Source organism: Salmonirosea aquatica (genome assembly GCF_009296315.1).
GTDB lineage: Bacteria > Bacteroidota > Bacteroidia > Cytophagales > Spirosomataceae > Salmonirosea > Salmonirosea aquatica.
Map to the genome: position 1 here is coordinate 3,044,326 of NZ_WHLY01000002.1, position 26,504 is coordinate 3,070,829.

At 51.5% G+C, this 26,504-nt stretch carries 21 protein-coding genes and 1 pseudogene; 10 read left to right on the top strand and 12 right to left on the bottom strand.

The window, feature by feature from the left end:
* Positions 1-77 precede the first annotated feature (77 nt).
* Together GBK04_RS13790 and GBK04_RS13795 are read left to right on the top strand one after the other, a co-directional pair.
* Positions 78-1,964 (top strand): ABC-F family ATP-binding cassette domain-containing protein, encoded by a 1,887-nt coding sequence (locus GBK04_RS13790; protein ID WP_152760587.1) that lies wholly within the window; start codon positions 78-80, stop codon positions 1,962-1,964.
* Positions 1,965-2,086: 122 nt separating this feature from the next.
* A complete protein-coding gene (locus GBK04_RS13795; protein ID WP_152760589.1) occupies positions 2,087-2,716 on the top strand; it encodes a DedA family protein in 630 nt (209 codons plus the stop codon).
* A 41-nt stretch (positions 2,717-2,757) separates the two neighbouring features.
* Here the strand turns inward: GBK04_RS13795 and GBK04_RS13800 are convergent, their stop codons facing one another.
* The 3 genes from GBK04_RS13800 to GBK04_RS13810 form a co-directional block, all read right to left on the bottom strand.
* Complete coding sequence (locus GBK04_RS13800; RefSeq protein ID WP_152760591.1) at positions 2,758-3,267, bottom strand: gamma carbonic anhydrase family protein; 510 nt, start codon at positions 3,265-3,267, stop codon at positions 2,758-2,760.
* 54 nt (positions 3,268-3,321) lie between these two features.
* Positions 3,322-4,110, bottom strand: a complete 789-nt coding sequence (locus GBK04_RS13805) for an NIPSNAP family protein (protein ID WP_152760593.1) — start codon at positions 4,108-4,110, stop codon at positions 3,322-3,324.
* 73 nt (positions 4,111-4,183) lie between these two features.
* Positions 4,184-5,215, bottom strand: a complete 1,032-nt coding sequence (locus GBK04_RS13810; protein WP_152760596.1) for a PorP/SprF family type IX secretion system membrane protein — start codon at positions 5,213-5,215, stop codon at positions 4,184-4,186.
* Positions 5,216-5,493: 278 nt separating this feature from the next.
* Between GBK04_RS13810 and GBK04_RS30625 the strand changes: the two genes are divergently transcribed.
* On the top strand, positions 5,494-5,931 hold the full coding sequence (locus GBK04_RS30625) for a PKD domain-containing protein (protein ID WP_373330968.1): 438 nt from the start codon (positions 5,494-5,496) through the stop codon (positions 5,929-5,931).
* Positions 5,823-9,473, top strand: coding sequence for a T9SS type B sorting domain-containing protein (locus GBK04_RS30630; protein WP_373330969.1), 3,651 nt, complete (start codon positions 5,823-5,825; stop codon positions 9,471-9,473). Before GBK04_RS30625 ends, GBK04_RS30630 begins: the two co-directional genes overlap by 109 nt.
* Before the next feature lie 44 nt (positions 9,474-9,517).
* On the opposite strand, the gene GBK04_RS13825 is transcribed toward GBK04_RS30630, so the two are convergent.
* Positions 9,518-10,357 carry a glycerophosphodiester phosphodiesterase family protein gene (locus GBK04_RS13825; RefSeq protein ID WP_373330970.1) on the bottom strand — a complete coding sequence of 280 codons (840 nt, stop codon included), beginning with the start codon at positions 10,355-10,357 and terminating at the stop codon, positions 9,518-9,520.
* A 279-nt stretch (positions 10,358-10,636) separates the two neighbouring features.
* On the opposite strand from GBK04_RS13825, the gene GBK04_RS13830 reads away from it, so the two are divergent.
* On the top strand, positions 10,637-11,836 hold the full coding sequence (locus GBK04_RS13830) for a PQQ-dependent sugar dehydrogenase (protein ID WP_152760600.1): 1,200 nt from the start codon (positions 10,637-10,639) through the stop codon (positions 11,834-11,836).
* 46 nt (positions 11,837-11,882) lie between these two features.
* On the opposite strand, the gene GBK04_RS13835 is transcribed toward GBK04_RS13830, so the two are convergent.
* Positions 11,883-12,557, bottom strand: coding sequence for a 3-keto-disaccharide hydrolase (locus tag GBK04_RS13835; protein WP_373331454.1), 675 nt, complete (start codon positions 12,555-12,557; stop codon positions 11,883-11,885).
* 183 nt (positions 12,558-12,740) lie between these two features.
* Here GBK04_RS13835 and GBK04_RS13840 point away from each other — a divergent pair, with 183 nt between their 5' ends.
* Entirely contained in the window at positions 12,741-15,044 is a 2,304-nt protein-coding gene (locus tag GBK04_RS13840) for a PVC-type heme-binding CxxCH protein (RefSeq protein WP_152760602.1), read from the top strand.
* 289 nt (positions 15,045-15,333) lie between these two features.
* Positions 15,334-15,939 (top strand): YMGG-like glycine zipper-containing protein, encoded by a 606-nt coding sequence (locus GBK04_RS13845; RefSeq protein WP_373330971.1) that lies wholly within the window; start codon positions 15,334-15,336, stop codon positions 15,937-15,939.
* Between the two features lie 122 nt (positions 15,940-16,061).
* Here the strand turns inward: GBK04_RS13845 and GBK04_RS13850 are convergent, their stop codons facing one another.
* The 3 genes from GBK04_RS13850 to GBK04_RS13860 form a co-directional block, all read right to left on the bottom strand.
* Positions 16,062-17,108, bottom strand: coding sequence for a hypothetical protein (locus tag GBK04_RS13850; RefSeq protein WP_152760604.1), 1,047 nt, complete (start codon positions 17,106-17,108; stop codon positions 16,062-16,064).
* On the bottom strand, positions 17,086-17,691 hold the full coding sequence (locus GBK04_RS13855; RefSeq protein WP_152760606.1) for a hypothetical protein: 606 nt from the start codon (positions 17,689-17,691) through the stop codon (positions 17,086-17,088). The genes GBK04_RS13850 and GBK04_RS13855 overlap by 23 nt, the downstream gene beginning before the upstream one ends.
* Before the next feature lie 161 nt (positions 17,692-17,852).
* A complete protein-coding gene (locus tag GBK04_RS13860) occupies positions 17,853-18,410 on the bottom strand; it encodes an RNA polymerase sigma factor (protein WP_152760608.1) in 558 nt (185 codons plus the stop codon).
* Positions 18,411-18,639: 229 nt separating this feature from the next.
* On the opposite strand from GBK04_RS13860, the pseudogene GBK04_RS13865 reads away from it, so the two are divergent.
* Positions 18,640-19,865 (top strand): annotated as a pseudogene (locus GBK04_RS13865) (4-hydroxy-3-methylbut-2-enyl diphosphate reductase).
* 19 nt (positions 19,866-19,884) lie between these two features.
* Here GBK04_RS13865 and GBK04_RS13870 read toward each other — a convergent pair.
* From GBK04_RS13870 to GBK04_RS13880, 3 genes are all read right to left on the bottom strand, one after another.
* A complete protein-coding gene (locus tag GBK04_RS13870) occupies positions 19,885-20,421 on the bottom strand; it encodes a DinB family protein (RefSeq protein WP_152760610.1) in 537 nt (178 codons plus the stop codon).
* A 31-nt stretch (positions 20,422-20,452) separates the two neighbouring features.
* Entirely contained in the window at positions 20,453-22,045 is a 1,593-nt protein-coding gene (locus tag GBK04_RS13875; RefSeq protein ID WP_373330972.1) for a glycoside hydrolase family 10-like protein, read from the bottom strand.
* A 104-nt stretch (positions 22,046-22,149) separates the two neighbouring features.
* Positions 22,150-22,314 (bottom strand): DUF2256 domain-containing protein, encoded by a 165-nt coding sequence (locus tag GBK04_RS13880; protein ID WP_373330973.1) that lies wholly within the window; start codon positions 22,312-22,314, stop codon positions 22,150-22,152.
* An 83-nt stretch (positions 22,315-22,397) separates the two neighbouring features.
* Between GBK04_RS13880 and GBK04_RS13885 the strand changes: the two genes are divergently transcribed.
* Both GBK04_RS13885 and GBK04_RS13890 read left to right on the top strand, forming a co-directional pair.
* On the top strand, positions 22,398-24,212 hold the full coding sequence (locus tag GBK04_RS13885; protein WP_152760612.1) for a glycosyltransferase family protein: 1,815 nt from the start codon (positions 22,398-22,400) through the stop codon (positions 24,210-24,212).
* A 149-nt stretch (positions 24,213-24,361) separates the two neighbouring features.
* Positions 24,362-25,582 (top strand): DUF748 domain-containing protein, encoded by a 1,221-nt coding sequence (locus GBK04_RS13890; protein WP_444544416.1) that lies wholly within the window; start codon positions 24,362-24,364, stop codon positions 25,580-25,582.
* 6 nt (positions 25,583-25,588) lie between these two features.
* On the opposite strand, the gene purU is transcribed toward GBK04_RS13890, so the two are convergent.
* A complete protein-coding gene (gene purU / locus GBK04_RS13895; RefSeq protein ID WP_152760616.1) occupies positions 25,589-26,443 on the bottom strand; it encodes a formyltetrahydrofolate deformylase in 855 nt (284 codons plus the stop codon).
* Positions 26,444-26,504: the final 61 nt, after the last annotated feature.

Genomic DNA, 26,504 nt, shown 5'->3' on the forward strand with positions numbered 1-26,504 from the left:
ACGGTTGGGTGAGACATTTGATGAATTAATTTTTGTCATCCTTTTCCCTGAACAACGGTCCACTCTCTCTTGCATACATGAACTACCTTTCGGCAGAAAACATAGCCAAGTCCTTTGGCGATAAATGGCTTTTCAAGAACGTCACTTTTGGCATGAGCCGGGGCGACAAGGTGGCCTTAATTGGTACCAATGGTACGGGTAAAACTACCTTTCTGAACATTCTGGCGGGCGTAATGCCGCCTGATGAGGGGGAAGTAAGCCTGCGTAAGGACATTCGGGTAGGGTACCTCGACCAAAGCCCTTCGTTCGATGAAGAACTTCCTGTTATTGAGGTAATTTTTGCTTCATCCAATCCGGTCGCCCACGCTGTCAAGCGTTACGAACAGGCTCTGGCCACGGGCAACAACGACGCACTGACTGAAATCCTGGAAGAAATGGACCATCTGAAAGCCTGGGATTTCGAAGCGAAGGCCAAGGAAATTCTGGGGCGGTTGGGCATCCACGACGTAGATGCCCGCTATGGTACCCTATCGGGCGGACAGCGTAAACGGGTGGCTCTGGCCAAGGTACTACTCGAAGACCCTGACCTGCTTATTCTGGACGAGCCGACCAACCATCTGGATCTGAGTACGGTGGAATGGCTGGAGAATCATTTGAATACCCAGAACACCACCCTGCTGGTCGTCACGCACGACCGCTACTTTCTGGATAAGGTATGTAACAACGTGCTGGAACTTGACCACGGCTCAGCCTATACCTACAAGGGTAATTACGCCTATTTTCTGGAAAAAAAATCGGAACGCGAAGAAGTGGAGGCCGCCGAGATAGATAAGGCCCGCAATCTGATGCGCAAGGAACTGGACTGGATTCGGCGGCAGCCCAAAGCGCGGGGTACCAAGGCCAAGTATCGCGTGGATGCCTTCGAGGATTTGAAGGATAAAGCCAGCCAAAAGAAATACGACAATCAATTGGAACTCAACGTGCGCTCCACTCGGCTGGGTAGCAAAATTATTGAGTTACAGAGTGTAGGTAAAAGTTACGACGGCCGCGAGCTGATCCACAATTTTGTCTACACCTTCCGCAAAGGCGACCGCATTGGCATCGTTGGGCCCAACGGCATGGGTAAGACTACCTTGCTCAAAATGATTACGGGCGAGGTACGTCCCGACAACGGTCAGGTGATTCGGGGAGACACCATTCAGTTTGGCCACTACACCCAATCCGATCTGGAATTTGAGTCGGGCCAGCGGGTCATTGATCTGGTCAAGGAAGTCGCGGACGTAGTGCGTCTGGGGACGGGACAAACCGTAACGGTTTCGAAATTCCTGGAAACGTTTCTGTTCACCCCATCCAAGCAGTATGACTACGTAGAAAAGCTTAGTGGGGGCGAAAAACGCCGTCTGCAGCTGCTATTGATGCTGATGAAGGAACCCAACTTCCTGATTCTTGACGAACCTACTAACGACCTGGACATCAGTAGCCTGAATGTTTTGGAAGAGTTCCTGTCCAATTTTCCCGGCTGCCTGATGATCGTTTCCCACGACCGGTATTTCCTGGATCAACTGGTTGACCATCTGTTTGTATTCGAGGGTGAAGGAAAAATCCGCGACTTTCCGGGCAATTACTCCGACTACCGCCTGTGGCTCGAAGAACAGGAGACTACCGGACGACGCACCGTTTCTACTTCCAAACCCAAAGAAAAAGAAGAGGTACCCCTACCTGCCGCAGTCCCGAAACCTACCGAAATATCCAAACGGAAGCTATCCTTCAAGGAGCAGCGCGAGATGGAACAATTGGAAACAGAAATGCCCGAAATGGAAAAACGGAAGGCTATCCTGGTTCAGAAACTGAGTAACGGCGGTTCACACGAAGAACTCATGGCGTGGGCGCTGGAGGTCGAACAGATCACCGAAAGCCTTTCCGAAAAGGAAATGCGCTGGCTGGAACTTTCAGAAATTGCGTAGATTTGGCATTCAGTGGGCAATTGAAAGTGGACAGCTGACAATTTGTGCTGTTATTTGAAGTTCTCCCGGTAGTAAGATTTCAAGAAGCCGATTGCCAAAAGCTATCAGCCAACCACCATTCCATGAACGCCATCGTCGATTTTTTCCAGTATATCCTCAATTCCGAAGAAATCATCCGTACCGGGGGGCTGGTGGTCATTACGCTCATTGTCTTCGCCGAGAATGGCCTGTTCTTTGCCTTTTTCCTGCCTGGTGACTACCTGGTTTTTCTGGCGGGAGTGTTTTGTGGAACCCGCACGCTGGATGTACCGATTTCCCTGCTGCTGATTTGCATGATTTCAGCCGCAATCCTCGGATCGCTGGTAGGGTACCTGTTCGGTCGATTCTTCGGGCATCGCCTCGAAACCCAGCGGGAATCCTTTTTCTTCAAGAAAAAGAATATCGAAACCACCCGCAAATACTTTGATAAGTACGGGAGCCGTACGCTCATTATCAGTAGGTTCTTGCCCATCGTCCGTACTTTCGCACCCATCCTGGCCGGACTGGTGCGGATGCCTTGGCCGGGATTTATGACGTACAATATCGTTGGGGGCACGGTATGGATTCTGGGACTTACGGGTGGGGGGTACCTGTTCGGTGAGCGCTTTCCCTGGATCGTGGATTACGTACAGTATGTGATCCTTTTCTTTTTAGCCATTACTACCTTTACCGTCGTCAAGGGGTACTTCAACGCCCGCAAGCAGGAATTCTGAGTACCCGGGACCAGTTTGTCTGATGCACTAAGTCCAAAGTATCACTGGTACCATCCGGCGTACGTTACGTAATTCATCGCCGTACGGTCAATGATCGCTTCCAGTTCGGGCGTAATTTTCTTCATAAAACGGGCCGGATTTCCAGCGTAGATACTGCCCGGTTCGACTTGGGTATGTTGTGTCACAATGGCGCCGGCGGCGATGATCGAGCCTGTACCGATTACTGCTCCGTCCATGACAATAGCCCCCATACCAATCAGCACATGGTCTTCGATGGTACAACCGTGGACAATGGCATTGTGTGCGATGGACACGTAGTTTCCAATGGTAGTGGCGAAGCGCTGGTAGGTGCAATGGATTACTGCTCCGTCCTGGACGTTGGAATAATCACCTATTCGAATACTGTTCACATCGCCCCGCACCACAGCGTTGAACCATACGGTACAGTGTTCACCCATCATCACGTCACCCACCACAGTGGCATTGTCGGCCAACCAGCAGGCTTCGCCGAAAGCGGGCTGAATTCCACGTACAGGTTTGATCAGAGGCATAAAAGAGAAATTAGACTGCGGAGGTGGTAAATACTTTACCACCTCCGCAGCTATCTAGATATCCGAATAATCTTTTGGTTGCAGGAAAAAAATGACCGGTGAATTCATGTTGTTCTGGTACTCAGGCATCACCTTCAGTTTGTTCCAATCGGGATCACTGCCAAACGCTTTCCAATGCGCGTCGCGCGAAGCTTTGTCTTCAAAAGTCGTCATATACATCAGGTTGGGCATGTGGCTGCCGGCTATGACCCGCGCAAAAAATACGGGATTGAAACCCAGCTTGTTGAAGATGCCAATTTCACCGCCTTTGATGAACATATCCACTTTATTTAAATGCCGCTTTTCAGAAGGACTTTCGTAGCTGCGGAGTTCGTATACGCGCTGGCTCATCGGAGCGGTCAGATTGGGTTTACGATGCTGTTCCGCACCTTCAAAAGCTTCCAGTACAATCGTCTCGAACTTCTGGTAAGCAGGTTCTTTGAATTCCGATTCAATGTAGCTCTTGCCATCGGCCTGATAGGTTTTGTCCTTTTCCAGCGCCTGAGAAAAAGTAGCCAGTTGATCCAACGATTTGAGCGGGGTAAGTACATACAGTAGCGAATCGGAGTCCGCCGCCTTGAACACGCCCACGTCCTTGATGCCCGCCCGGTGGGCCGCCGGGATATAGGCATTTTTAAGGTAGGTGTCCATCATAGCCATCTGCGGACCTTTGACATGATAGATTTTTAACTCGTAGTATTCTTTTTTGGGAGGTCTTGCGGAAGTGGTTAATGAAAAAAGCAGAAAAGGTAGCACGAAGGAGAGGAAAAAAGCCAGATGTCGGGGAAGTAATTTGTTTTTCATTTTTACGCGGATTGATTGATTGTGGGGTTAATAAAAATCTGATGTGCAATTACAGAAAAGTCAGCAGCAAGGTCTAAAATTTCGGGCATGAGAGCTCCTTGCTCCGGCGTTTGGGACGCTGCTTGCCTTCCAGGGGCTCAAAAATGTAGGACAGCGATATTTCGTGGGCGCCGCCACTACCTACCCCCAGCGTGGATATGGTCACATCGTAGCTGTACCCGATGGAAAATTTATCCTGCCGAAAACCCGCCAAAAAAATCAGCGACTCGTGATTGTTGATGTTCTCGGCGTATTTTTTCACGGGTATTCCCCGGTACCAGACACCGAACACTACCGGTGAATAGGTCACATACAACCCTGCGTCCAGTTGGTCGAACTTCCCCTGCTTTTTGTAGAGGACAGCCGGTGAAATGGTTTTTTCCCGGTCAATTTCATTGCCCAGAAAGGTATAGCCAGCAAAAGGAATTCGCAGGCCGCCCTGAAAACTAATCTTAATGGGAAGCGGAGCCGTTTCCAGCCCGGAAAAAGCCTGGTTGGGCCGATTGATGTGGTGAGCCGAAAGACCCGCCCAGTACCAGTCGGAATAGACCATTGCGCCGGTGGAGAAATCGGCGTAAGAAACCTGCGGGAGACCGTTCTGTAACAGAGGTTCCTGAGTGGGATTACCCGTAAAGCCGCCATTGTTGTACTGGTCGCCGAAGGTCAGGCCAAAGTAGTCCAGCGTGCGGGTGGCGTAGGCGCCCTGTAGGCCTAACCGTAAAAAAGTTTCGTCGTTGAGCTGGAGCTGATACGAATATTGTGCGCCTACTTCGGTAGATTTCAGGTTGCCCAGTCCTTGACTATCTAAAAGCACATACACGCCCACGCCACTGTTGAAGCGCGAGAAGTAATTATCCACCCCGAACGAACTCGTGACAAAGTTGGCTGACAAAGCAGGCCATTGGTTGCGGTAGTTCACCGTCAGGCGGGGAGCCAGGGCACCACCCGCCAGGGCTGGGTTGAGATACAAGGGGTTAGCATAAAACTGCGAAAATTGCGGATCCTGGCTCCAACCTTTTAAGCTAATAAGGGTCAGGAATAGGAACAGGAGAAGTTTCTTGGTCATAATATACAGAGGTGGGCTGAAGATTGTCAGCTAAAAATCGTGAGGTTTGCGAATATCATCTGGAAAGCAACAAAACAGGCACACTTTGCGTAATAATGGTCAAACGTCGGGTTTTTTCTTGTCAATATACAGCGTAAAATTTTAAAAATTATTTTTCGTTAGAACTATGCTGTTTGTGTTAAAGGTAGGTCTATGTGCGCGGGTTTGCGAGTAAGTAACGAACGATGAGGTTGATTTATAATATACAAAAACATTTTTTTTGGATTTTCGCCGTCCTGATGGGAACCGTGCTGGGTACGGCCCAGGCGCAGACTCCTTTCGTGGTGAAAAACCAGTGTATGCTCAACCCTGAGTGTGAGGATGACGTCACTACCTTCAGCGATACGCTGAGTACGGCTGTGGCGTGGCAATGGAACTTTGGTGATGGTGCTAGCCAGGACAACACCGCCACTACCCGCAATGCAGGCCATGCCTACCAAACCCCCGGTACCTACACGGTGAAAGTGGTAAGGACTCTGAAAAACGGGGGAATAGACAGCCTGAGTGTACCTATCCAAGTCGGCGAACTTCCTCCCTCTTTCCAGAATTGGAAAACCGATACTACCATTTGTCCCGGCCAGACTATCACGCTCGATCCCTATGCGGGGGAAGCGGGCCTGCTGGTGCCAAATACATCTGGTACCCTAAAGGCGATACCACCCAGGCGCTGGAAATAGACAGCTCGGGCTGCTACTCGGTGGAGGTGATTCTGCCCAATGGTTGTAAGATCCAGGACCGTGTCAATGTCAAAATTTGCCTGGAACCTTCCCAGCAGCAGGGGGCCAAGTGGTTTTTTGGCGCCAACGCCGGGCTTGACTTTGCCAATGGTACCCCCACAGCCATTACAGATGGTAAACTCGAAACACCCGAAGGTACCTCCTCCATTGCCAACTCCAAGGGTGAACTACTCTTCTATACCGACGGAGTCAAGGTCTATGACCGTGATGGCAAGGAAATGCAGTGTCTAGCAGACTCCTGTACGCCGCTTAAGGGTAGCCCTAATTCCACCCAATCGGCGTTGATTGTGCCACAACCTACCTGTAAGGGGTGTGAGTATCTGTATAATATATTCACTACTACCAATATTGATGATTCTACCAAAGCTCTTACTATAAGCGTGGTAGACATGCGCCGTGACAATGGCAAGGGTGCGATTGTAGAACAAAACACGGTACTGGAGCGTACGACTACGGAACGGGTTGCTTCGGTCCGTAACGATCGCGACAGTACGTACTGGGTCGTATCGCACGATTTTGGTAATAACACCTTCCGCGTGTATCATGCTACGGCGGGCGGATTGACAGAGGAAAAAAGTTTTGACCTGGGCATGGCGCATGACACTAAGGCCAAAGGGGAGGGGTACATGAAGTTTTCGCCCGCCGACAGTACCACGGGCGAACGCCGTTTGGCCGTGATTGTGCCCGGTCCGCCGCGCAACTACGTAGAAATCTTTACTTTTTCGGATTCGACGGGTGAAATGAAATATGAGCGGACCATCGATTTAGGTCCGGCTCCGCCCAAGGCCTACGGGATCGAGTTCTCGCCCAGTGGAGAAAAAATGTACGTGTCCTATCAGGGTGATGGGGATAGTACAGCTTCCAAGTTGGTGCAGTTCGACCTGACTCTGGGCGACTCATCCCTGATCGCCGATTCGAGGATTGTCATTGATAGTACCAAAACCCAGAAATTTGGCGCCTTACAGATCGGTTCCGATGGTCGGATTTACATGGCCGTAGACGGCAGCGATTACCTAGCGGTCATCGGCGAGCCCGAAGAGAATTCGACTAGCACTGTGATGTATGAACTGAATGGAGTGAGTCTGGGCGGGAAGAAGAGTAATCTGGGACTACCCAGTCTGGTGCAGAACTTTACCCAGCAAAACGACGGACCCGGATTTCAAGCCGATGGCTTCTGTACCGGTGCACCTACCATGTTCCAGGCCAGCCCGCTCTGTGACCCGATCAAGGATACCTATACCTGGAATTTTGGCGATGGGAGTGCACCCGTCAATGGTAAGCAGACCCAGGTTTCACACACCTACAAGGAACCCGGAATTTATAATGTGAGTCTGCGGGCTGTGAACCAGTGCAAAGACACGACTTTCTTCCAGCAGGTCGAGATATTTGCTACGCCCGAACCCATTGATCTGGGGCCAGATCAAGACGAATGCCGCAAAAGTATCAAACTGGAAGCCAACGTGGATGCTGAGTTGTTTGTGTGGGTTTACAATGGCCGACCCGTAGGGCGAGAGAAAACATTCAGTGCCACTCAGACCGGACAGTATGTAGCTATTGCGGCCAACGGCCCGCAAGGCGTATGTTTTAGTGCCGATACGGTGGAGTTGACAATTCGCCGCCCACCCGATTTCTCGCTGGGCCCCGACACGACAGTCTGTAACGATAGTACCATTGTGCTGACGGCCCCTGGCCAGACCTGGCGGGAGTTCAAGTGGAGCACGGGAGAAAGTACCCGGGCTATTACGGTGCGGCAGCCGGGTAGCTATTTTGTGGAAGTGAAAAACGGTAACGACTGTTATAACGAAGATACGATTCAGGTCGTGGCGCGTCCCCGCGCTCGCATCCGTGCCGACTTGCTGCCGCCCACGGGTTGTACTACGGCCGACGGTCGTATACAGGTCACCTCGCTTACGCCGACAGGTACCTATAATTACGCCTGGCTGCGGCCGGATAGCACTTCGCTGGGCAATGCGCCGCAGATTACCGGCTTGCGCGAAGGTAGCTATCTGCTGCGGGTGAGTGGTAATCCACTGGCCTGTACCACCGATACGTCATTCAATCTGCGCTCAGCGGCTAATCCCCTAAAAATGAGTCCGCTGGTGGATAATGCTGCCTGTACCCAACCCGATTCGGGTTCCATTGGCCTTAACGTGACGGGCGGACAGCCCACCACGTTCCGCTGGCTCGATGCGTCGGGTAGGGTAGTGAGCAACACGCAAACTGCTATGGGTCTGAAGGCGGGTACCTATAGTCTTGAGGCTTCCGATGCCGGAGGATGTACCTTTTCACAAACCGGAATCAAGGTAGGGCTGGATAAGGATAACCTGGCATTGCTGGGTCCGGACCGGGGAAAATGCGTTGGCGACACCATTCAGCTAGCGCCCCGCGCCAACGATTTTGCGGGCAACCAGTACCTGTGGAGCAATGGCTCTACGACCCGTACCCTTGTGGTCCGCGAGGCAGGTACCTATTCCCTTACCGTAACCAACACCGAAAACGGCTGCAATGGCACCGACGATGTACAGGTGAAGTTCAGTCCTAAGCCCGTAATAAGTGTAGGCCCCGCGTTGGAGTTCTGTTCTAACCAACGCCCCCAACGCCTGACGGGCTCAACGCCAACCAATGGCTTCTGGCGGGGACCAGGGGTAGATTCGCTGGGGCTGTATACACCGGCGGATAGCTTGCTGGGCCAGCAGACCGTTACTTACTTTGTTTCTAATCAGGGGTGTGTAGCTTCGGCCAACCGCACCGTGACCATCAAGCCCGCGCCGCAGGTACGACTAGGACCCGACACGACTCTGTGCTACGATGGTACCTTCCAACTTGTAGCCAGCACGGTCAGCGAAGCGCAGTACCTGTGGTCCAACGGACAAACTACGGCCAGCATTACGCCCCGCTTTACGGGTACCTATACGGTTACGGCCACGCTGGCCGGATGCAGTGGCCGCGATACCATTCGGCTGTTTTTCCTACCTTCACCTACGCTGAACCTGGCACCCGAATCGCCGCTGTGCGTCGAACAAAATGGTGAAGTGGTACTCGATAGCCGCGGCCCAGCCAACCAGCGGTATTTCTGGCCCGCTACGGGCGACACCACGAGCCGCATCACGGTCAGCAACCTGGGTACCTACCGGGTTATAGCTACCAATATCGAAGGATGTACGCTGGCCGACACTACCGAAGTAGTGGACCGTTGCGAACCGCGTATCTTCGTACCAGACGCTTTTACGCCCAATGGTGACGGCCGCAACGATCAGTTTGACGTATTCGGACAGTTCTTCACGGATTTTGAGATAAAAGTGTACAACCGCTGGGGAGAAGTCATTTTTGCCTCCAATGATGTCAACAAAAGGTGGGATGGAATGTACAAAGGCCTGAAGGTACAGCCAGGCGCCTACCCCTACGTGATCACCTACGGTAGCGAATATTATCCCGATCGAAAGCGTGATCTATTACGCGGGTCGGTGATGGTGATTCGGTAGGGGTACCCCTACCGAACCTGCGTTGCTGACGAGCAAGGTACTGCTTAAGGGAAAGTTTTAAGATAACGGTCGGGGTAGTCGGTGATGAGTCCATCGACCCCCATAGCCTTCACTTCCTTCATGGCATCAATATCGTTGACTGTCCATGGAATCACAAGCATCCCTTTTTCGTGCAATCGTTTGACTTTATCCGCTGAAAGCAGTTTATAATACGAACTGTAAATGGCAGGTGTGAAGCCCAGGCTTTCCAGATTGGTTTCGATGCCTTTTAAATTGGAAACCAAAGCCGCTAATTTGACTTTACCGTATTTTCCGACCTGTACCTGCTTTTGCCAATATCTCAATACTTCAAAATCAAAACTTTGCAGGGTAACCCTTTCCAGGGGTACCTGGCCTTTGATTACACGATATACCAACTCCGAAAATTCGGCAGGCCGTGGTTGTGAAATCCCGTACTCCGAAGCTTCGCTTTTAATTTCGATATTATAGTTCACAGCTGGTCGACCATGGGTACGGCAGTAAGCTTCGGCCTTAGCCAGCACTTTACTGAGCAGGGGTTTATGGGTCTCGATTCTCTTCTGTTTCGGGAAGTCGGGATTGCCCTTGGAGCCAGTATCGTATTTTTTTATTTCTCCATACGTCAAGGTATGCAGATTGATTTTCTCACCTTTTTCAATCGGCGATCCGTCAGGTTTCAGGCAGTAACTGGCCATAAAATACGGTTCGTGGGATACGACGACCTGCCCATCTTTTGAAATTACCACATCCATTTCCAGGGTGGTCACACCTAATTCCAGCGCCTTTTCAAACGCGGGCCAGGAATTTTCGGGCATCAGGCCCCGGCACCCCCGGTGGCCTTGCAGGTCAAAGGGAACTTGGGCCATAGGGCTGGGTACGCTTATTATACAGTAAAACAAAAGGAGGTACTTCATGATTGTGAGAAGTTGGGATTTTCGCTTTGCCTTCAAAGGTACCTACTTTTACCTAGCATGAATAGTAAGAAATTCTACCGCATTTATCCAGGCAAATCCACAGGAAACAGAACATACAAGTACATCTTTCAGGCAGAAAGCACAAGAAACAATCTGAATGTCAAATCAAAACAATCGCTCCGCCTAATCGTTTTGATAAAAACCTTACTATCAAGAAAAAACACAATCGACATGATATTATCCATTCAAAAATCAATAGCCCTGTCCGCTTTCTTTCTGCTGATTGCCTGCGGGAACAGCCAGGACGACGGATCGGGCAATGTAGTTACGCCAGATCCTTCTGGAGCGGCCACGTATAAGGTAACCGAAGCTTTTCCGGGCCTCAAATTCAATGATCCCGTTGAACTGGTTAACGCCAAAGATGGAAGCAACCGACTGTTTGTAGTGGAGCAAGCCGGCACGATCCGTTTTTTCGATGCCGGCCAGAAACCTACTTCGTCCACGTTATTTTTGGATATAAAGAATAAGGTGAAGAGCGGTGGCGAAATGGGATTGCTGGGACTGGCTTTTCATCCCAACTTCAAGACCAATGGGTACTTCTTCGTAAACTATACCCGCGATAATCCCCGCGAATCGGTCGTGGCCCGCTACAAAGTTAATGACCCGGCCAGTGGTGTAGCCGATCCGCAAAGCGAAACCATTTTGCTAACGTATGCACAGCCTTACTCTAATCATAACGGTGGGTCGGTACATTTCGGACCGGATGGGTACCTCTACGTGTCGACGGGCGATGGTGGTAGTGGTGGCGATCCCCAAAATAATGCTCAGAATTTGGGACTTTTGCTCGGCAAAATCCTGCGGCTGGATGTCAATGCTACTGACAGAGGTACCTATGGGATTCCGGCTGATAATCCTTTCCGAGGAAAGACCGACGGTACGCGGGAAGAAATATATGCCTACGGCCTGCGTAATCCGTGGCGCATCAGTTTCGACCCCGCTACCAAAAAACTGTGGGCGGGTGATGTAGGACAAAATGCCATCGAGGAAATTGACATCATCGAAAAAGGTGGTAACTACGGATGGCGCATTAAGGAAGCAGACGAATGCTTTAACCCCAAGAACGACTGTAAGGAATCCGGGCTGATTGATCCGGTATGGGATTACACCCATGCCAATGGCGACATTTCAATCACGGGTGGGTACGTATACCGGGGTTCCAAACTACCTGGTCTGGTAGGGAAATACATCTATGGCGATTATGCCAGTGGCCGGATCTGGGCGTTGGAAACTGCGGATGGGGCGCAGGCCAAGAACAGCCTCATAGTGGAAAAGAGCAGCTCATTGTCTGCCTTTGGCGTGGATGAACAGAATGAACTTTACCTTCTTGATTATAGCGGGGGTAGGATCATGACATTCGCTATCGAGAATTAATTGATAATACTTCGATCCGATTCGTAGGGACGAAAACCTGGGTACCCTACGAATCGGACAATTTTTTAATCGGTGTCAGCATTACTTTCCTGAATTCTACTTCCGACCCCTCCGACTGCAATGCAAAGTGCCCGGTGTTAGCCGTAGCGTTGTAGCCATAATTCACAAAATCGCCGTTTACCCATACTTTTATGGAATTGCCCAGACACTCGATTGTGAGCTTGTTCCATTCTCCGACGGGTTTCTCCGAACCGTCGGTCAGGTTGGGAATGCGGCGTAGCTTATCTCCGTTGACGCCCCACTTTTCTTTAGGACCGCGGCGTTTTTCCATATCGGGTACCACAATATCCTCCTGAATACACCAGAAATCGCCCGCATTAGTGTGCATCATTTGTACTTCGATCGACTTCGGGAACATGTCGTACAATGCGCGCGGCGTTGACACGAACACCAGCGCGCCACAATTGCCCGGGGTACCCGCGAAGCGGTACTCTATCTCGACCCGGTAGTTCTGGTAAGTAGCGTCGGTGATCAAATGCCCGCCGGGCGTTCCCAGGCTCACGAGCATCCCATCCCGTACAATAAAGGGCGTCCGCGCACCGGTATTTTTGTCCATCTCAGGGACATCCATGTGCCAGCCTTTCAAATCTTTTCCATTAAAAAGGCTCCTGGATTGCGCCAGGGCGGCTTGGGAGTGAAGGATAAAAAATGCCAGACACAGGCCTACGTGCAGGGGTATTTTTTCATAAAGATTCAGGTAGAAATATTCGTAAAAATTGATTCTCAGGGAAAAGGTAAAAAATACAGGTCTCTACCTTTTTCCTAAGCGCCAGGGTCAAACCTTAATGATCTTGTGTCTCTTGCATTGCTCACAAAAGTCTGACATTCATCCCCGTGTTATCGTATGAAAAATAAATTCCGGCTGATAGGTACCCTGGCACTCGCCTCCTTTCTGATCGTTACCTGTACGCGAACCGCCCGTACACCCGGGCAGGCCTCGGCCAACCAGCAGGTACTGCCTGAGTCGGGCTTTGCCACGCCCCGCACCGTGGACGATAACCCTTCACCGGCTCCGCTTACGCCTGAGCAAAGTCTGCGCTCGTTTCGGCTGCCCAGGGGGTACCATCTGGAACTGGTGGCCAGTGAACCCATGGTCACCGAGCCCGTGGCGATTGCCTGGGATGGCAATGCCCGCATGTACGTAGCCCAAATGGAAACCTACATGCAGGATGTGGAAGGTACCGACGAGCACGAACCCCGAAGCCGCATCATGCTGCTGGAGGACACGAACGGGGACGGCAAAATGGATAAGAGTTCGGTGTTTATTGACAAGCTCATGCTTCCCCGCATGCTACTGTGTGTAGGGCACGAACTACTGGTCAATGAAACCGACACGTACGATATGTATGCCTATAAAGATACGAATGGCGATGGCGTGGCCGATCAAAAACGGCATGTATATAAGGTAGGTAGGAAGGCTCCGGGAAATATGGAACACCAGCGCAGCGGGCTGGACTGGAACCTTGACAACTGGATCTATGTCACGGTGGACCCGGTACGGTTTCGGTATAAGAACGGCATGATTCAGGCCGATTCGCTGATCGGAGGGAACATTGGTCAGTGGGGCTTGGCGCATGACAACTACGGACGCTTGTTTTTTAGCCAGGGTGGAGGCGAGAACGCCGGCATCGGATTTCAGATCAACCCCGCCTACGGGCAGCTCAATTTCCGGGATGCTTACGACGAAGAAACGTTTAGTCCCGTATGGCCTATTATCAAGACCCCGGATGTGCAGGGCGGCGTGAAACGGCTCCGCGCCGACACCACTTTGAATCACTTTACGGCTGGCAATGGACAGTCTATATTTCGGGGCGACCGCCTTCCCAAAACCCTGGTGGGCGATTACCTGATCAGCGAACCCGTTGCCCGGATTATCCGCCGTGCCCGGGTTGTGGATAAAGCGGGAAAAACGACCCTGGAAAATGTTTACGAGCAGGAAGAATTCATTGCTTCCAGCGATATGAATTTCCGGGTGGTGAATACCTACACTGGACCAGACGGTTGCCTGTACTTGGTAGACATGAACCGGGGCATCATCCAGGAAGCTACCTGGACCGGAAAAGACAGCTACTTACGGCCCCAGATTCAGCGCCTGGGCCTGGATAACAATAAGCAGCGGGGCCGGATTTATCGGCTGGTGTACGATGGACTGAAGCCGGGCCCCAAGCCTCACATGCTGGACGAATCACCCGCTCAACTGGTCAAGTACCTCGACCATGCCAACGGTTGGTGGCGCGACAACGCCCAGAAAGAACTGGTGATTCGGGCTGATAAATCAGTGGTACCCGCTTTGCGACAAATGGCGCTAGGTCAGAAAGGTACCTTAGACAAAGTTCCTTCACCCTTAGGACAACTTCACGCCCTGTGGACACTCGAAGGTCTGGAGGCACTGGATAAAGAGCTACTGCTTACGCTGATGCAGTCGCCCGACGCCCAGCTGCGTAAGGCGGCCATATGGAACAGCGAACCCTTTATCAAAAAGAATGACCCCGAGGTGCTGACTAAACTGGCTACTCTAAAAAATGATCCCAGCTACGATGTGCTCACCCAGCTGCTGCTGTCGCTGGGCTATTCTAAAGCGCCTCAGACCAAAGCTATCGTGGACGAAGTGCTGGCCAAAAATCCAGCCAATGAAATGTTGGCGGGCGTGCAGGGTACCCTCGTCAAGAATGAATCCATCCGTACTTACGGAGCACGGCTTGGCGCCCTGGACGCGGCCAGCCGGAAAATGGTGCTCGATGGGGCTACCACTTTTAAGTCGCTATGCGCTACCTGCCATGGTCCTGATGGCAAAGGTACCCCCACGAATCTGGCCCCGGTGCTGTCGGGAAATTTCCGCCGCCTGACGGGTAAAAAGGATGAGGAGATAAAAATTCTTTTGCATGGATTGACCGGCCCGGTCGACGGGAAAACCTACCCTGATATGATGCCGCCCATGGGAGCCAACAGCGACGAGTGGATCGCTTCGGTACTGAGCTACATCCGTTACGACCTGGCTAATGCCGGGAATGGCATCCCCCGCGTTTCACCTCAGTTTTTGGAACGTGTACTGGTAACTCCCGCAGATGTGAAACGTGTGCGGGCCCAAACGAACGGTAGAACTAGCGCCTGGACGTGGGAAGAACTGGATAAAGTAGAAAAACAGTAGCCAGACGGGGCTAATTAGTATCTTCCGCCGCATACTAAGTCTATAAAAGATTCATCGGAAAACTATTTCCGATGAATCTTTTTTTTGGGGTTATGGAACGGATCAGGGTACCTTTTTGAAAATGCGTGTATAAATTTTATATACAGGATTAAACCTCTTTCCACGCTTTCTCTCTAACCACTGTGCATCACATAAAACCAAAAAGGAGCACATAGTGATTAATTTTCACCCGCTCTAACCGCCGTTTCGTGAGAACGGAATGGACGAGGGAGCCCAAAAGTAAGAAACCATGAAAAATCTAATCGGAATAGCCGTAGTTGCCAGTATGATGTTTGCCTGTAACGGAGTCAACAACTCGAATCCTGAAAATCAGACGAGTGCTGAGCTCAAGAACGAACTTTTGCAAGCCAAGCATGAGACCGAAATCATGAAGCTTAATTATGAGATGGAGCTGTTAAAAGCCAAGCAGGAAGGATTGACTCCTGCCCAATTGGCCGCACTTGGAAATAGCAACGCCTACCTGAATGGTACTTTGCCCAAAGACGCACGGGCAACCCAGCAAGTGGACAACGAATGGACCTCGCAAGCGCCCGTGACTTCATCGGACAACGACGCTTACAAACCAGCGAAAACCACACCTACGACTGAAACCGTGCCTGCTTCCGAAGTAAAGAAGAAAAAAGGCATGAGCACTCCCGTGAAGGGCGCTTTGATCGGGGCCGGAGTAGGCGCCGTAACGGGTGCCGTCGTTTCCAAGAACAACCGGGTTAAAGGTGCCGTTATAGGTGCTGTCGCCGGTGCAGGAGCCGGGGCGGTGACCGGGGTAGTGATTGATAAGAGAAATGAGAAAAAAGCCAGCACCCCCTACTACGCTTCCACTGGATTCCTCAATTAAAAGAGTGACAACTGCTTAATAAAACAACGGGGTACCCTGAGAATTCTCAGGGTACCCCGTTGGCTGTGTAAGGCTTTCATAAGCTGGAATCCTGTATACTTAGGCCGATGTCCAACCGGAAATCAATCTTTCAATCGCACATCACCGAACGTGGATACTACTTTGATTATAGTACCCGTACCTGAGCCTACGGTACCTGAATATTGCTTGGTGGAACGGTACGAGTCGGTCTTACTGGGTTGATTGGTGAAATTTACTTTGAGGTTGGTCGGCAGGCGGAAATCACCGTGCGTAACCGTCACATTGAACTGGCTGGACTCGGCCGGCAATACGACCGACGAATAGGCGGCCTGAATGTCCACATTTTCGGCTGAGTGGGGTAACTGATTGACCTGGAAGTTACCCGAATAGCTGAGGTTCACTTTACAGGATTCATTGACCCGGCCAATCGTAGCCCCCGAATAGTCTATATCCGCTTCCAAGCTTCCTACTTCCCCAATGGTAAGCTTACCGAATTTGTTGATCAGTAGCAGTGTGCGCGCCTGATCTAGATCGAAATCAGAGTAGCGTATCTCCATTTTACCGCCATCCATTTTGCCTATTTTGGCCTTTCCATAGGCTACCTCGATGGTATTACTGGCATTACCCAAATCCTCAGCTGAGAAATTGCCGTAGCGCGATTGTACCGTCAGGGGTGCCTGGAACCAGGGAATATCCGTATTACCGAATTTGTTCCTGACAATGAGGGCATTGAATTTGGGCATATTGACCACGTAGTCAATCTGAATGGAGTTTTTCTCACCGGGCTTACTACGCCAGGAGTTCCAGTTGCTGGACCCGAACTGGCTACGGTCGATCAGCGTACGAAGCGTGATGACATTGCCCTCGCGTTTTTCGCTGATGGTGACGGCATTCAGGTAGTCCGCAGCCCGCTGGTCGGTGGGGGCGTTGGCCGTGATGGACACGTCTACCCGTATTTCTTTTTTATCCCACAGGTTGATCTTTACCTGGCCGTACTGATTATCTACCGAGAGTTGGTCGCGCGAGTCGACGGTATATACTTTTACCACGCTCTTTCGCTTTTCGATCAACTTGGGCTGCTCGGCCTGCGCTACCATCCAGGTACCCAGGACAAGCAGCATGGTACTAAATGATGCTCTTATTTTCATGGCGTTTGTCAGCCTGTTTGATACGTTGAAGAATAGTCAATTGTTGATTCAAAAGATCGATCTGCCATTGCAGGTTTTGGATCATGGCCTGGATCAGGGCTTCCTGGTTGGGAGCTTTTGGTAGCTCCGAGCGCAGATTTCCGTAGCTTTTTTCCAGGCGGTCCAGATCGGTCGAGAATTCCTGGTACAATTCCGGATTATCGCTCGTCAGGCGAATCAGTTCGGCTCGCTTTTCCTGAATGGCATCGTTGTAATGCGTGAACTCCCGGGCGTAGGCCGGTACATTCAGGGCTACCTGCGGATCGCGGGTGACGCCGAATTCTTTATTGAGGTACGCCAGATAGGATATTCCTATGGCCAAAATCAGGCCCGCGGCAATGCGCCAGTCGAAGTAGAGACTGCCCCAGCTGCGGGGGCGGGTTGTTTTTTTCAGGGGAACCGTCTGCTCTGATACGGGTTCCGAGCCGAGTTGCCCGGCAATGCGTCCCCATAAAGCATCGTCCGGTTCCAGGATATCGAAATCCTCCCGGTTGTCGCGCACAAACCGCTCCAGCCGATCCTTCTTATCAAAAGACTTTTTCATGGTCAATCACTCGTTAAAAAGTAAATGTTTGGGTCAAATTGTATAATCGTTGATAGGTGTATTGGTTGAATTGTTGAAAAATTTGCTTTAAAGTCATTCGATAAAACCATCATACAAATTACTTATTGCCTATGTACCTCTGGAACTTTGTGCCAGAACTCCTATTTCATCAATTCCAGTAATTTCCGTTTGGCCCGCATGTACTGAGTTCTTGAAGTTACTTCGTTGATTCCCAGCACTTCTCCAATTTCCTCGTGATCGTATCCTTCGAACAAATACAGGGTCAGCACCACGCGGTACCCTTCCGGTAACTGCTGCATCGTGTGGCGGATTCGCTCCACTTCGTACACCGAGTCTTCGTGCTCGTCATGGCCATCTTCCGAGCCGTACAGTTCCCCGTCGGCGGCCTGCCACTCTTCCAGCTGGATCCATTGCATTTTCCGGCTTCGCAATTGATTGATGGCTTTATTTACCACAATCTGCTTCAGCCATGCTCCGAAGGTAGACTGCTGCCTGAACTGATGGATGTGCGTAAAAGCATCTACAAACGCTTCCTGCAAGGCATCTTCTGCCTCCCCCATGTGATTCAGCATCCTCATGCAGACATTGAACATGGCTTTGGAATAATGCCTGTATAGCTCGTGCTGCGCCTTGCGCTCACCGAGTTTACAGCGTTCCACCAAGTCGACGTGTCGGTCGGTGTACAATTTTGTTTCCAAACGGAAGGTTTAGTTTTTGAACGTTCTGAATCAAAGACCGCTACCCAGTGCGGTAAGTTGCACGAGGTACGTAAATTTTTTGAGAAATAGCCTAACTCTGCTTCAAAGCATCCGCGAACAAAGCCCCCAAAGCGTGTGTTGTTTTCAAAGCGGACGTACCTTTGTCAGCAACCAACATTTTGCAGTGGGCAAAACCATTGTCCACTGTCCACCGTCCATTATCAACTGAATGAAAGCCTTCGACATACCGGATTTTTACCGGAGCCATATTATTTCGCCCATCAAGGAATACCGTCGTAAGCGCGATAAGCTTAAGCGCGACTTCACCCTACGGTACTTGATTTCGGCCCTGTCCGCTTTCTGGTGGCCCGGCATTTCGGCTTTTGCTACGGCGTAGAAAACGCTATTGAAATTGCCTACCGGGCTATATCCGAAAACGCCGGCAAGCGTATTTTTCTTCTGAGCGAAATGATTCATAATCCCGACGTCAACCTTGACTTACAGGAGCGGGGGGTACGTTTTTTGATGGATACCAAAGGAAATCAGCTCATTCCCTGGGAAGAATTGACGCCCGACGATGTGGTGGTGGTACCTGCCTTCGGCACGACCGTAGAAATCCAGAATAAGCTTTCAGAAATCGGGATCGACGCGTATGGCTACGATACGACTTGCCCGTTTGTGGAGAAAGTCTGGAACCGCGCCACCCAAATCGGTGAGAAGGAATATACCGTGGTGGTACATGGCAAGCCGATGCACGAAGAAACCCGCGCTACCTTTTCGCACAGCAAAGAAGCCGCGCCGACCGTAGTAGTCAAAAATATGGAGCAGGCCCAGCGCTTAGGTACCTACATCACCGGCGAAGGTACCCGAGAACAATTTTACGAGGAATTTAAAGGCCAATATTCCGAAAATTTCGACCCGGCGCGTGACCTCAAGCGCATCGGCGTCGTGAACCAGACTACCATGCTGGCATCCGACACGCAGGGCATCGCCGATTACCTCAAGCAGGTGATGATCCGCCACTACCAGCTGCTTCCCGCCGAGATGGACGGGCATTTTGCCAATACCCGCGACACACTCTGCTATGCTACTAATGATAATCAGGATGCTACGTACGCGCTGCTTATGCATCCGGCTGATCTGGCCATCGTAGCCGGGGGGTACAACAGTTCCAATACTTCGCATATCGTAGAGCTTTGCGAGAGCAAGCTACCTACCTATTTCATTACCTCCGCAGATAAAATTCTGGACCGTACCCTCATCCGGCATTTTGATATGCACCAGAAAGAAGAAATTACGACCCAAGGCTACCTGCCCGACAAGGTACCCCTCACGATTCTACTTACCTGCGGAGCTTCGTGCCCCGATGCCGTGGTGGAAGGTATCCTTACCCGAATTTTATCCTTTTTTGAAGAAGTACGTTCGGTCGGAGAAGTGATGGAGGAGTTTCAATAAAGTGCGGGAATTGAATTTTTCAGACCACCGTTATCCCCAGCCAGTCTTCCCGTTCTTTCTGCTGACGGAAATGATGCCGGGCGTGCGTTTCCATGCCCTGAAACCATTCCAGCACATTCATCCAGCCAAACACCGGATGCTGGGTTTTGTAGATACCGGCATCAGCGGCGGCGGCATCGGCCAAGGCCAACCCGTCGCGCAGGGTACCTTTGAAGAGTACCTTGTACGTCTCTCGGCTTTTGGCCACAGGCTCAGGCCCGCGCACGGCTTCGGGTACCTTGACCTTGATGGGAGGGAAACTGTTGTACTTAAAAACATTCTGGCCATTCGCGTTCATTTCGCCGCCCTCCTGTCCTTTACGTTGTTCCAGACATCGCTTCACATTGGCCAGAAAAAAGTATGTGTTCGCACCGTATAAGTGCTCGTACATCTGCCCCAGCGACCATTCTTGTTCGTCGGGCTTTGCCGCAAACTGTTCATCCGTGTAGCGGTCCAGTGCGGTAATATATACCTGCATGGTGCGGGTGAAAGCATCCTTTAATTCATCCAGGGTCATACGAGGTAGGATTTAGGCTAAAACCAAAGCATTAATTCTCTGATACTTCGTTTTCATACCGCTGCAACCGATTTTCGTGTATCCATAGTCGCAGAGGACCGATGGGACGCCCTTCATTATGCAGACGGTCGACAGCCGTAACATAGTACAGGTATTTTTTGTCCGGCTTGGTGGTGCGATCCACGAACCGCTGCCCCTCATGGCACAGGCCCACAATCCGGCGTGGATCGTGGGCCGAGGGTTTTTCCCCCTGCTCGAATCGATATACAACATAGTACCACGCCGAATCACCATCGGCGGCCAGTTCGGGGGCATTCCACAAAAGCTCTACCCCGCCCGGATGCGTTGTGGCCCGCAGGTGGCGTGGGCTCAGGGGTGGGACATTGTCTTTCCAGGGCATGGAAGGTACCAGAGCTGGAAACCGGAACAATTCGGTGCGCAGCGAATCTACAAAACCCAGGGCATTGGCTTTCAGGGAGCGGGAGCTGAAAAAAATACTGCCGTCGGCTCCGCTCGTACGGGCATACCGTACCTGATCGGGAAGTTCCGAAGCGTTCTGCCAGGTTTTGTCCTTATCCTTGTAGCCCACACGGTAGGCGGCTTGTCCTACATACAAGTGGCGCTCGAAATGGTTATCGGCCCACCAGTCCACCAGATTCCGGAAAGGTACCTTGGCAAATCCCGAAGAGAAGTACACCTGAGGGGCGATGTAGTCGATCCAGCCTTCCTGAATCCATTTCCGGGTATCGGCAAACATATGGTCATACGAAGTAAGGCCCCCGGTGGTATTGGAGCCGCCCGGATCGTCGCGCCGGTTGCGCCATACTCCGAACGGGCTGATGCCAAACTTGAGGCGGGGTTTGACGGCGGTCAGTGCATCGTGAATTTGCTTGATCAACACATCCACGTTATGGCGTCGCCAGTCGGCTTTACTGGCAAAATCCTGCCCGTACTTCCGAAAGGTAGCTTCATCATCCAGGGTTTGTCCGGCTACGGCGTAGGGATAAAAGTAGTCGTCGAAATGGATGCCGTCGACGTCATAGTTTTGAGCTACGTTGACCGTCATGTCGGTGATGAACTGCCGAACCTCAGGCAGGCCGAAGTTGAACAGCTTGGCTCCGTCGTAGCTGAGAATCCAGGCCGGGTGGGTGAGGCTCAGGTTCTGGGCCGATACGCTGGTGGAAGACCGGTGCACCAGTCGGTTGAGGTTAAGCCAGGCGTGGAATTCGAGGCCCCGCCGGTGTGACTCCTGAATCATATAGTCCAGGGGATCATAGAAAGGAACCGGCGCCCGGCCCTGCTCGCCGGTGAGCCACTCCGACCAGGGCTCGGTACTTTTGGCGTAGAAGGCGTCACCCGCAGCGCGCACCTGCACAAAAAGGGCGTTCATGCCTACCTGTTTGTAGAAGTCGAGCAGGTTGGTGAATTCCTGTCGCTGCACGTCGGGAGTCAGGTTCTTCTGGCTGGGCCAGTCGATGTTGTCCACGGTTGCCACCCACACCGCCCGCAGTTCGCGCTTGGGGGGGCTAGGTACCTCGTCGTGCGTTTCGGGTTGAGCATGACAGGCCGTGAGGCCCTGAAAAAACAGATAAAACAGGATGATTCCGAAACCGACTTTTTTCACAGAGATGCAGATCAGGCGTTGGTTCAATTTTCAAAGTAACGGATTTTAGCCCAATTCCCGTGAGCGAAGTGGGCGAATTTAGCAACGCCGACCATGGTACCTCCTTACTCAGGGTGGATCTTTTGTGGGCCAGAACGTACCCGTCGGCAGCGTACACTGCAATACTTTACTTCTTCCCAGCAGTTTTCCCACTTTTTCCGCCAGGCGAAGGGCCGTCCGCAGGTGGGGCATACTTTGGTGGGCAAATCGGACTTTTTTCTAATTTTCACGGTAAATAGCCAATTGTTTGTGATTTTAATGAAAAATAGTACCTTTCAATCCGAACCGTAGAAATAACTAACTATACCCTAACTTGGAAACAATAGTTAAAAAACCGAAGAAAAGTATCCTCTTTGAAGTGGCCTGGGAAGTATGCAACCAGGTGGGCGGGATTTATACCGTGATCCGAACCAAGGTACCTGCTATGGTGGAGAAATGGAACGAGGATTACTTTCTTCTGGGCCCCTATTTTCCCCAACGGGCCTCCTCTGAGTTTGAACCCATTACCGACCTCGATGATTCCCCGGCCGGTCGTATTGTGGGCAAAATGCGGGAGATGGGCTATGGTGTACAGTACGGTTATTGGCTGGTGACAGGGAAACCCCGCGTGATTCTGTTTGACATTGCGGGCTCGATGCACCTGCTGGATCAGATAAAATTCAATCTCTGGGAGCAGCACCGGGTTTCGACCATCGACACGGAGGAGCTTGTTAATCAGGTGATTGTATTCGGGGATATGGTGCGGATTTTCCTTCAGGAGTTCTCTGCAGAATACGCCAAGAAGGCGGACATCAGTGCCCAGTTCCACGAATGGATGGCCAGTAGCGGGCTGCCCGGCCTGCGCCGCGACAATGTCAAGATCGCCCTCACCTTCACCACGCACGCTACCATGCTGGGTAGGTACCTGGCCCAGAATGTGGAGGGATTTTATAACAAACTCCCCTTCTTCGATTGGGAACACGAAGCCCGTCACTATGGCATCGTGACGCAGGCTTCCTTCGAACGGCAGGCGGCTCAGAATGCACACGTGCTGACTACGGTGAGCGACGTAACCGCCCGGGAGTGTGAGGTATTCCTGGGCCGAATTCCCGATCTGGTGACGCCTAACGGACTCAATGTCATGCGCTTTCAGGCCGTGCATGAATTTCAGAATCTGCATCTCAAGTACAAGGAGAAAATCCATGAATTCGTGCTGGGCCATTTCTTTCCCAGCTATTCCTTCGACCTGGACAATACGCTGTATTTCTTTACTTCGGGCCGGTACGAGTTCAGCAACAAGGGCTATGATCTGACGCTCGAAGCGCTGGCCCGTCTCAATTGGCGCATGATCCAGTCGGGCTCCGACATGACCGTCGTAATGTTCATTGTCACCAAGCAGCCCTACTATTCCATCAATCCCGATGTGCTGCATTCACGGGCGGTGTTGGACGAATTGCAGGAAACCTGTACGGCCATCGAGAAGCAGGTAGGTGAAAAGCTGTTTCTGGCTACGGCTTCGGGTACCAGTCACCGTATGCCCGACCTCAACCAGTTTGTCGACGAGTACTGGCGGCTGCGGCTGCGGCGCACCATTCAATCGTGGAAAACCGAAGCCTTACCCGCTTTCGTCACGCACGATCTGAAGCAGGAGGACGGTATTACGGATTTTTGCCGTAAGGCTAACCTCGTCAATAACGAGCGCGACCGCGTCAAGATCGTCTATCACCCCGATTTCGTGTCGTCCACCAATCCGCTCTTCGGGTTGGACTACGGTCAGTTTGTGCGGGGCTGTCATCTGGGCGTTTTTCCCAGCTACTACGAGCCCTGGGGCTACACCCCGCTCGAATGCGTGGTGCGTGGGGTACCTACCGTTACCAGCGATTTGTCGGGCTTCGGCGACTATATTATGCAGATCATGCGTGACTACGAGAACCGGGGTATCTATGTCATCAACCGCAAGACCCAGAATTACTCCCAGGCCGCCGACCAGATGGCCGATATTCTGTTCAAATTCGTGAAAATGCAGCGCCGCGACCGCATTATGCAGCGCAACCGCGTGGAGAATATCTCCGACGTGTTCGACTGGACCAACCTGCGCTCGTACTACGATACGGCCCACGATCTGGCATTGAAGCGCAAGAAACCGTAACGGAGATTTTATAAAAAAACGGAGGCCGATTGAATCAATCAATCGGCCTCTCTTGCTAATTGAAGGTACCTGCCTGGGGTACAGTTTTGCTGTAAATACTTTTTACGAAGACACGCCTTACAGAAAGTCAGTTCGCTGGCATCATTCTTTTGACGCGTACGGGTTGGAACCGGAGTACCTTTTGGGGACTCTTATCTTTTACAAAACGAACTGCTTTGAAAAAATCCGTAAAGATATTATTGGGAATTGTAGTCGTACTGATCATTGCCCGGCTGCTGCTACCCTACTTTGTACTTCGCTATGTGAACAAAACTCTGGCCGATATGGATGGCTATACCGGGCACGTCAGCGATGTAGATATTGCCTTATATCGAGGTGCTTACCAGATCGATAGCATCAACATCCGCAAGGTCAACGGGAAGATAGAACAGCCCTTTGTCATGATTCCCAAAATGGATCTATCCGTACAATGGAACGCGCTGTTCAAGGGCAAATTGGTGGCTGAGGTAACCTGTTACCGACCCGAAATCAACTTTGCGTTTAGTAAGGATGAATCGGCGAGCCAGACAGGTACCGAAAACGACTGGACGCAGGTAATCAAAGACCTGCTGCCCATCAACATCAACCGCTTCGTGGTAGTGGATGGTACCATCAATCTGACCAATGTCGTTTCTCAGCCCAGTACTGATCTTTCGATGAAAAGCTTTCAGCTGGAAATTGCCAATATTCGTAACGTGATCGACAACGGAAATAAGTTACCCTCGCCCGTGCGGGCATCGGGCGATCTGCCCGGCTATGGGGGTACCATGACGTTCGATGCCGATATGCAGCTGTTGAAGAAAACGCCGGATTTTAATTATAACCTGAAAGTCAACGACCTACAGCTTACCAAACTCAACGCCCTAGCCACGCGGTATGGTAACATTGACTTTGAAAAAGGTACCCTGGACCTGGTGAGTGAGATGAAAATGGAGGACGGCAACATCCAGGGGTACCTTAAGCCCCTCACGCATGATATGCAGATCTTCGAGTGGAACGAGGGCGACAACCGCACGGTCACGAAGTTTGTGCGTGAGTTGATCGCCGAGGGAGGTAACAAGATCCTGGAAAACAAAGTAAAAGATCAGGTCGCGACGCGCATTCCACTGGAAGGTACAGTGGGCGAGATCAAGACCAGTCTCTGGCCCGTGCTGATCGGCGTGTTGCGCAATGCCTACGTAAGCGCCCTGACCGACACATTCGACAATACACTCAGCGTAAAAGAGGCCTGGCAATTGTACCGGGAAGATCGCCGCAAGAAAAGGGAAGAACGCAAAGAAGAACGGAAGGAAAAGCGGCAGGAGCGGAAAGCCGAACGGGCAAAGAAGTAGGGTACCCTACAGGATCACCGTCCGGTTATCCTGAATGAACACCCGGTCGTTAAAAACCAACTTGAGCGCTTTCGAGAGTACCAGCTTTTCGGTATCGCGGCCCAGGGTAGCCATATCGGTAGCCGTGAGGCGATGGTCTACTTCCTTCACGTCTTGCGCAATGATCGGCCCTTCGTCCAGGTCGTTGTTCACAAAATGCGCCGTAGCGCCAATGATTTTCACGCCCCGTTCGTAAGCCTGTCGATAAGGATTGGCGCCCATAAAGGCGGGCAGAAAAGAATGGTGGATATTAATGATTCGGTTGCTGTATTGCGTCACAAAACCGGGTGTAAGCACCCGCATATACTTGGCCAGCACCAAGTACTCGGGCTGGTAGATGTCAAGAGTCCGCAGGATTGCCTCCTCATGTTCTTCCCGGCTTTTGTGCTCATGTGCGATGTAGTGAAACGGAATGCCGAATTTGCTTACTAGCGGTTGTAGTACATTATAATTACTCACCACAGCCTGAATCGTGGCGTCCAGCTCGTCGAAGGCATAGCGGATCAGCAGTTCACCCAGGCAGTGGTGTTCCTTGGTGACCAACAAGACAATGTCTTTTTTCTTTTTGGGATTGATCCGGATCTGGATTCCTTCGGGTAGTTCTTTGTTTAGGGTCTGAGTCAGTTGGGTGAGATCGGCATCGCCTTCGAACTCGGTCCGCATGAAAAACCGCCCCGACGGACTCACGTACTCGTCATTCTTGATGATATTCTGATTATTCTCAAACAGCACCCGCGTCACGAGGTAGATCAACCCTTTGTGGTCGGGCCCATTCATGAGCAGGATGTGACGATGATGGGCAGGTGAACGGCTATCGGCCATGAGTTTGCAACTTTTTTGTTTGGCGATTCTTACTGGATTATCTTGCAGGGGCAAAGAAACA

Bases quoted from the DNA above. Each gene is read 5' to 3' on its own strand.
- GBK04_RS13790 (WP_152760587.1), top strand. From the start codon at position 78: ATGAACTACCTTTCGGCAGAAAACATAGCCAAGTCCTTTGGCGATAAA.
- GBK04_RS13795 (WP_152760589.1), top strand. From the start codon at position 2,087: ATGAACGCCATCGTCGATTTTTTCCAGTATATCCTCAATTCCGAAGAA.
- GBK04_RS13800 (WP_152760591.1), bottom strand. From the start codon at position 3,267: ATGCCTCTGATCAAACCTGTACGTGGAATTCAGCCCGCTTTCGGCGAA.
- GBK04_RS13805 (WP_152760593.1), bottom strand. From the start codon at position 4,110: ATGAAAAACAAATTACTTCCCCGACATCTGGCTTTTTTCCTCTCCTTC.
- GBK04_RS13810 (WP_152760596.1), bottom strand. From the start codon at position 5,215: ATGACCAAGAAACTTCTCCTGTTCCTATTCCTGACCCTTATTAGCTTA.
- GBK04_RS30625 (WP_373330968.1), top strand. From the start codon at position 5,494: ATGGGAACCGTGCTGGGTACGGCCCAGGCGCAGACTCCTTTCGTGGTG.
- GBK04_RS13825 (WP_373330970.1), bottom strand. From the start codon at position 10,357: ATGGCCCAAGTTCCCTTTGACCTGCAAGGCCACCGGGGGTGCCGGGGC.
- GBK04_RS13830 (WP_152760600.1), top strand. From the start codon at position 10,637: ATGATATTATCCATTCAAAAATCAATAGCCCTGTCCGCTTTCTTTCTG.
- GBK04_RS13840 (WP_152760602.1), top strand. From the start codon at position 12,741: ATGAAAAATAAATTCCGGCTGATAGGTACCCTGGCACTCGCCTCCTTT.
- GBK04_RS13845 (WP_373330971.1), top strand. From the start codon at position 15,334: ATGAAAAATCTAATCGGAATAGCCGTAGTTGCCAGTATGATGTTTGCC.
- GBK04_RS13850 (WP_152760604.1), bottom strand. From the start codon at position 17,108: ATGAAAATAAGAGCATCATTTAGTACCATGCTGCTTGTCCTGGGTACC.
- GBK04_RS13855 (WP_152760606.1), bottom strand. From the start codon at position 17,691: ATGAAAAAGTCTTTTGATAAGAAGGATCGGCTGGAGCGGTTTGTGCGC.
- GBK04_RS13870 (WP_152760610.1), bottom strand. From the start codon at position 20,421: ATGACCCTGGATGAATTAAAGGATGCTTTCACCCGCACCATGCAGGTA.
- purU (WP_152760616.1), bottom strand. From the start codon at position 26,443: ATGGCCGATAGCCGTTCACCTGCCCATCATCGTCACATCCTGCTCATG.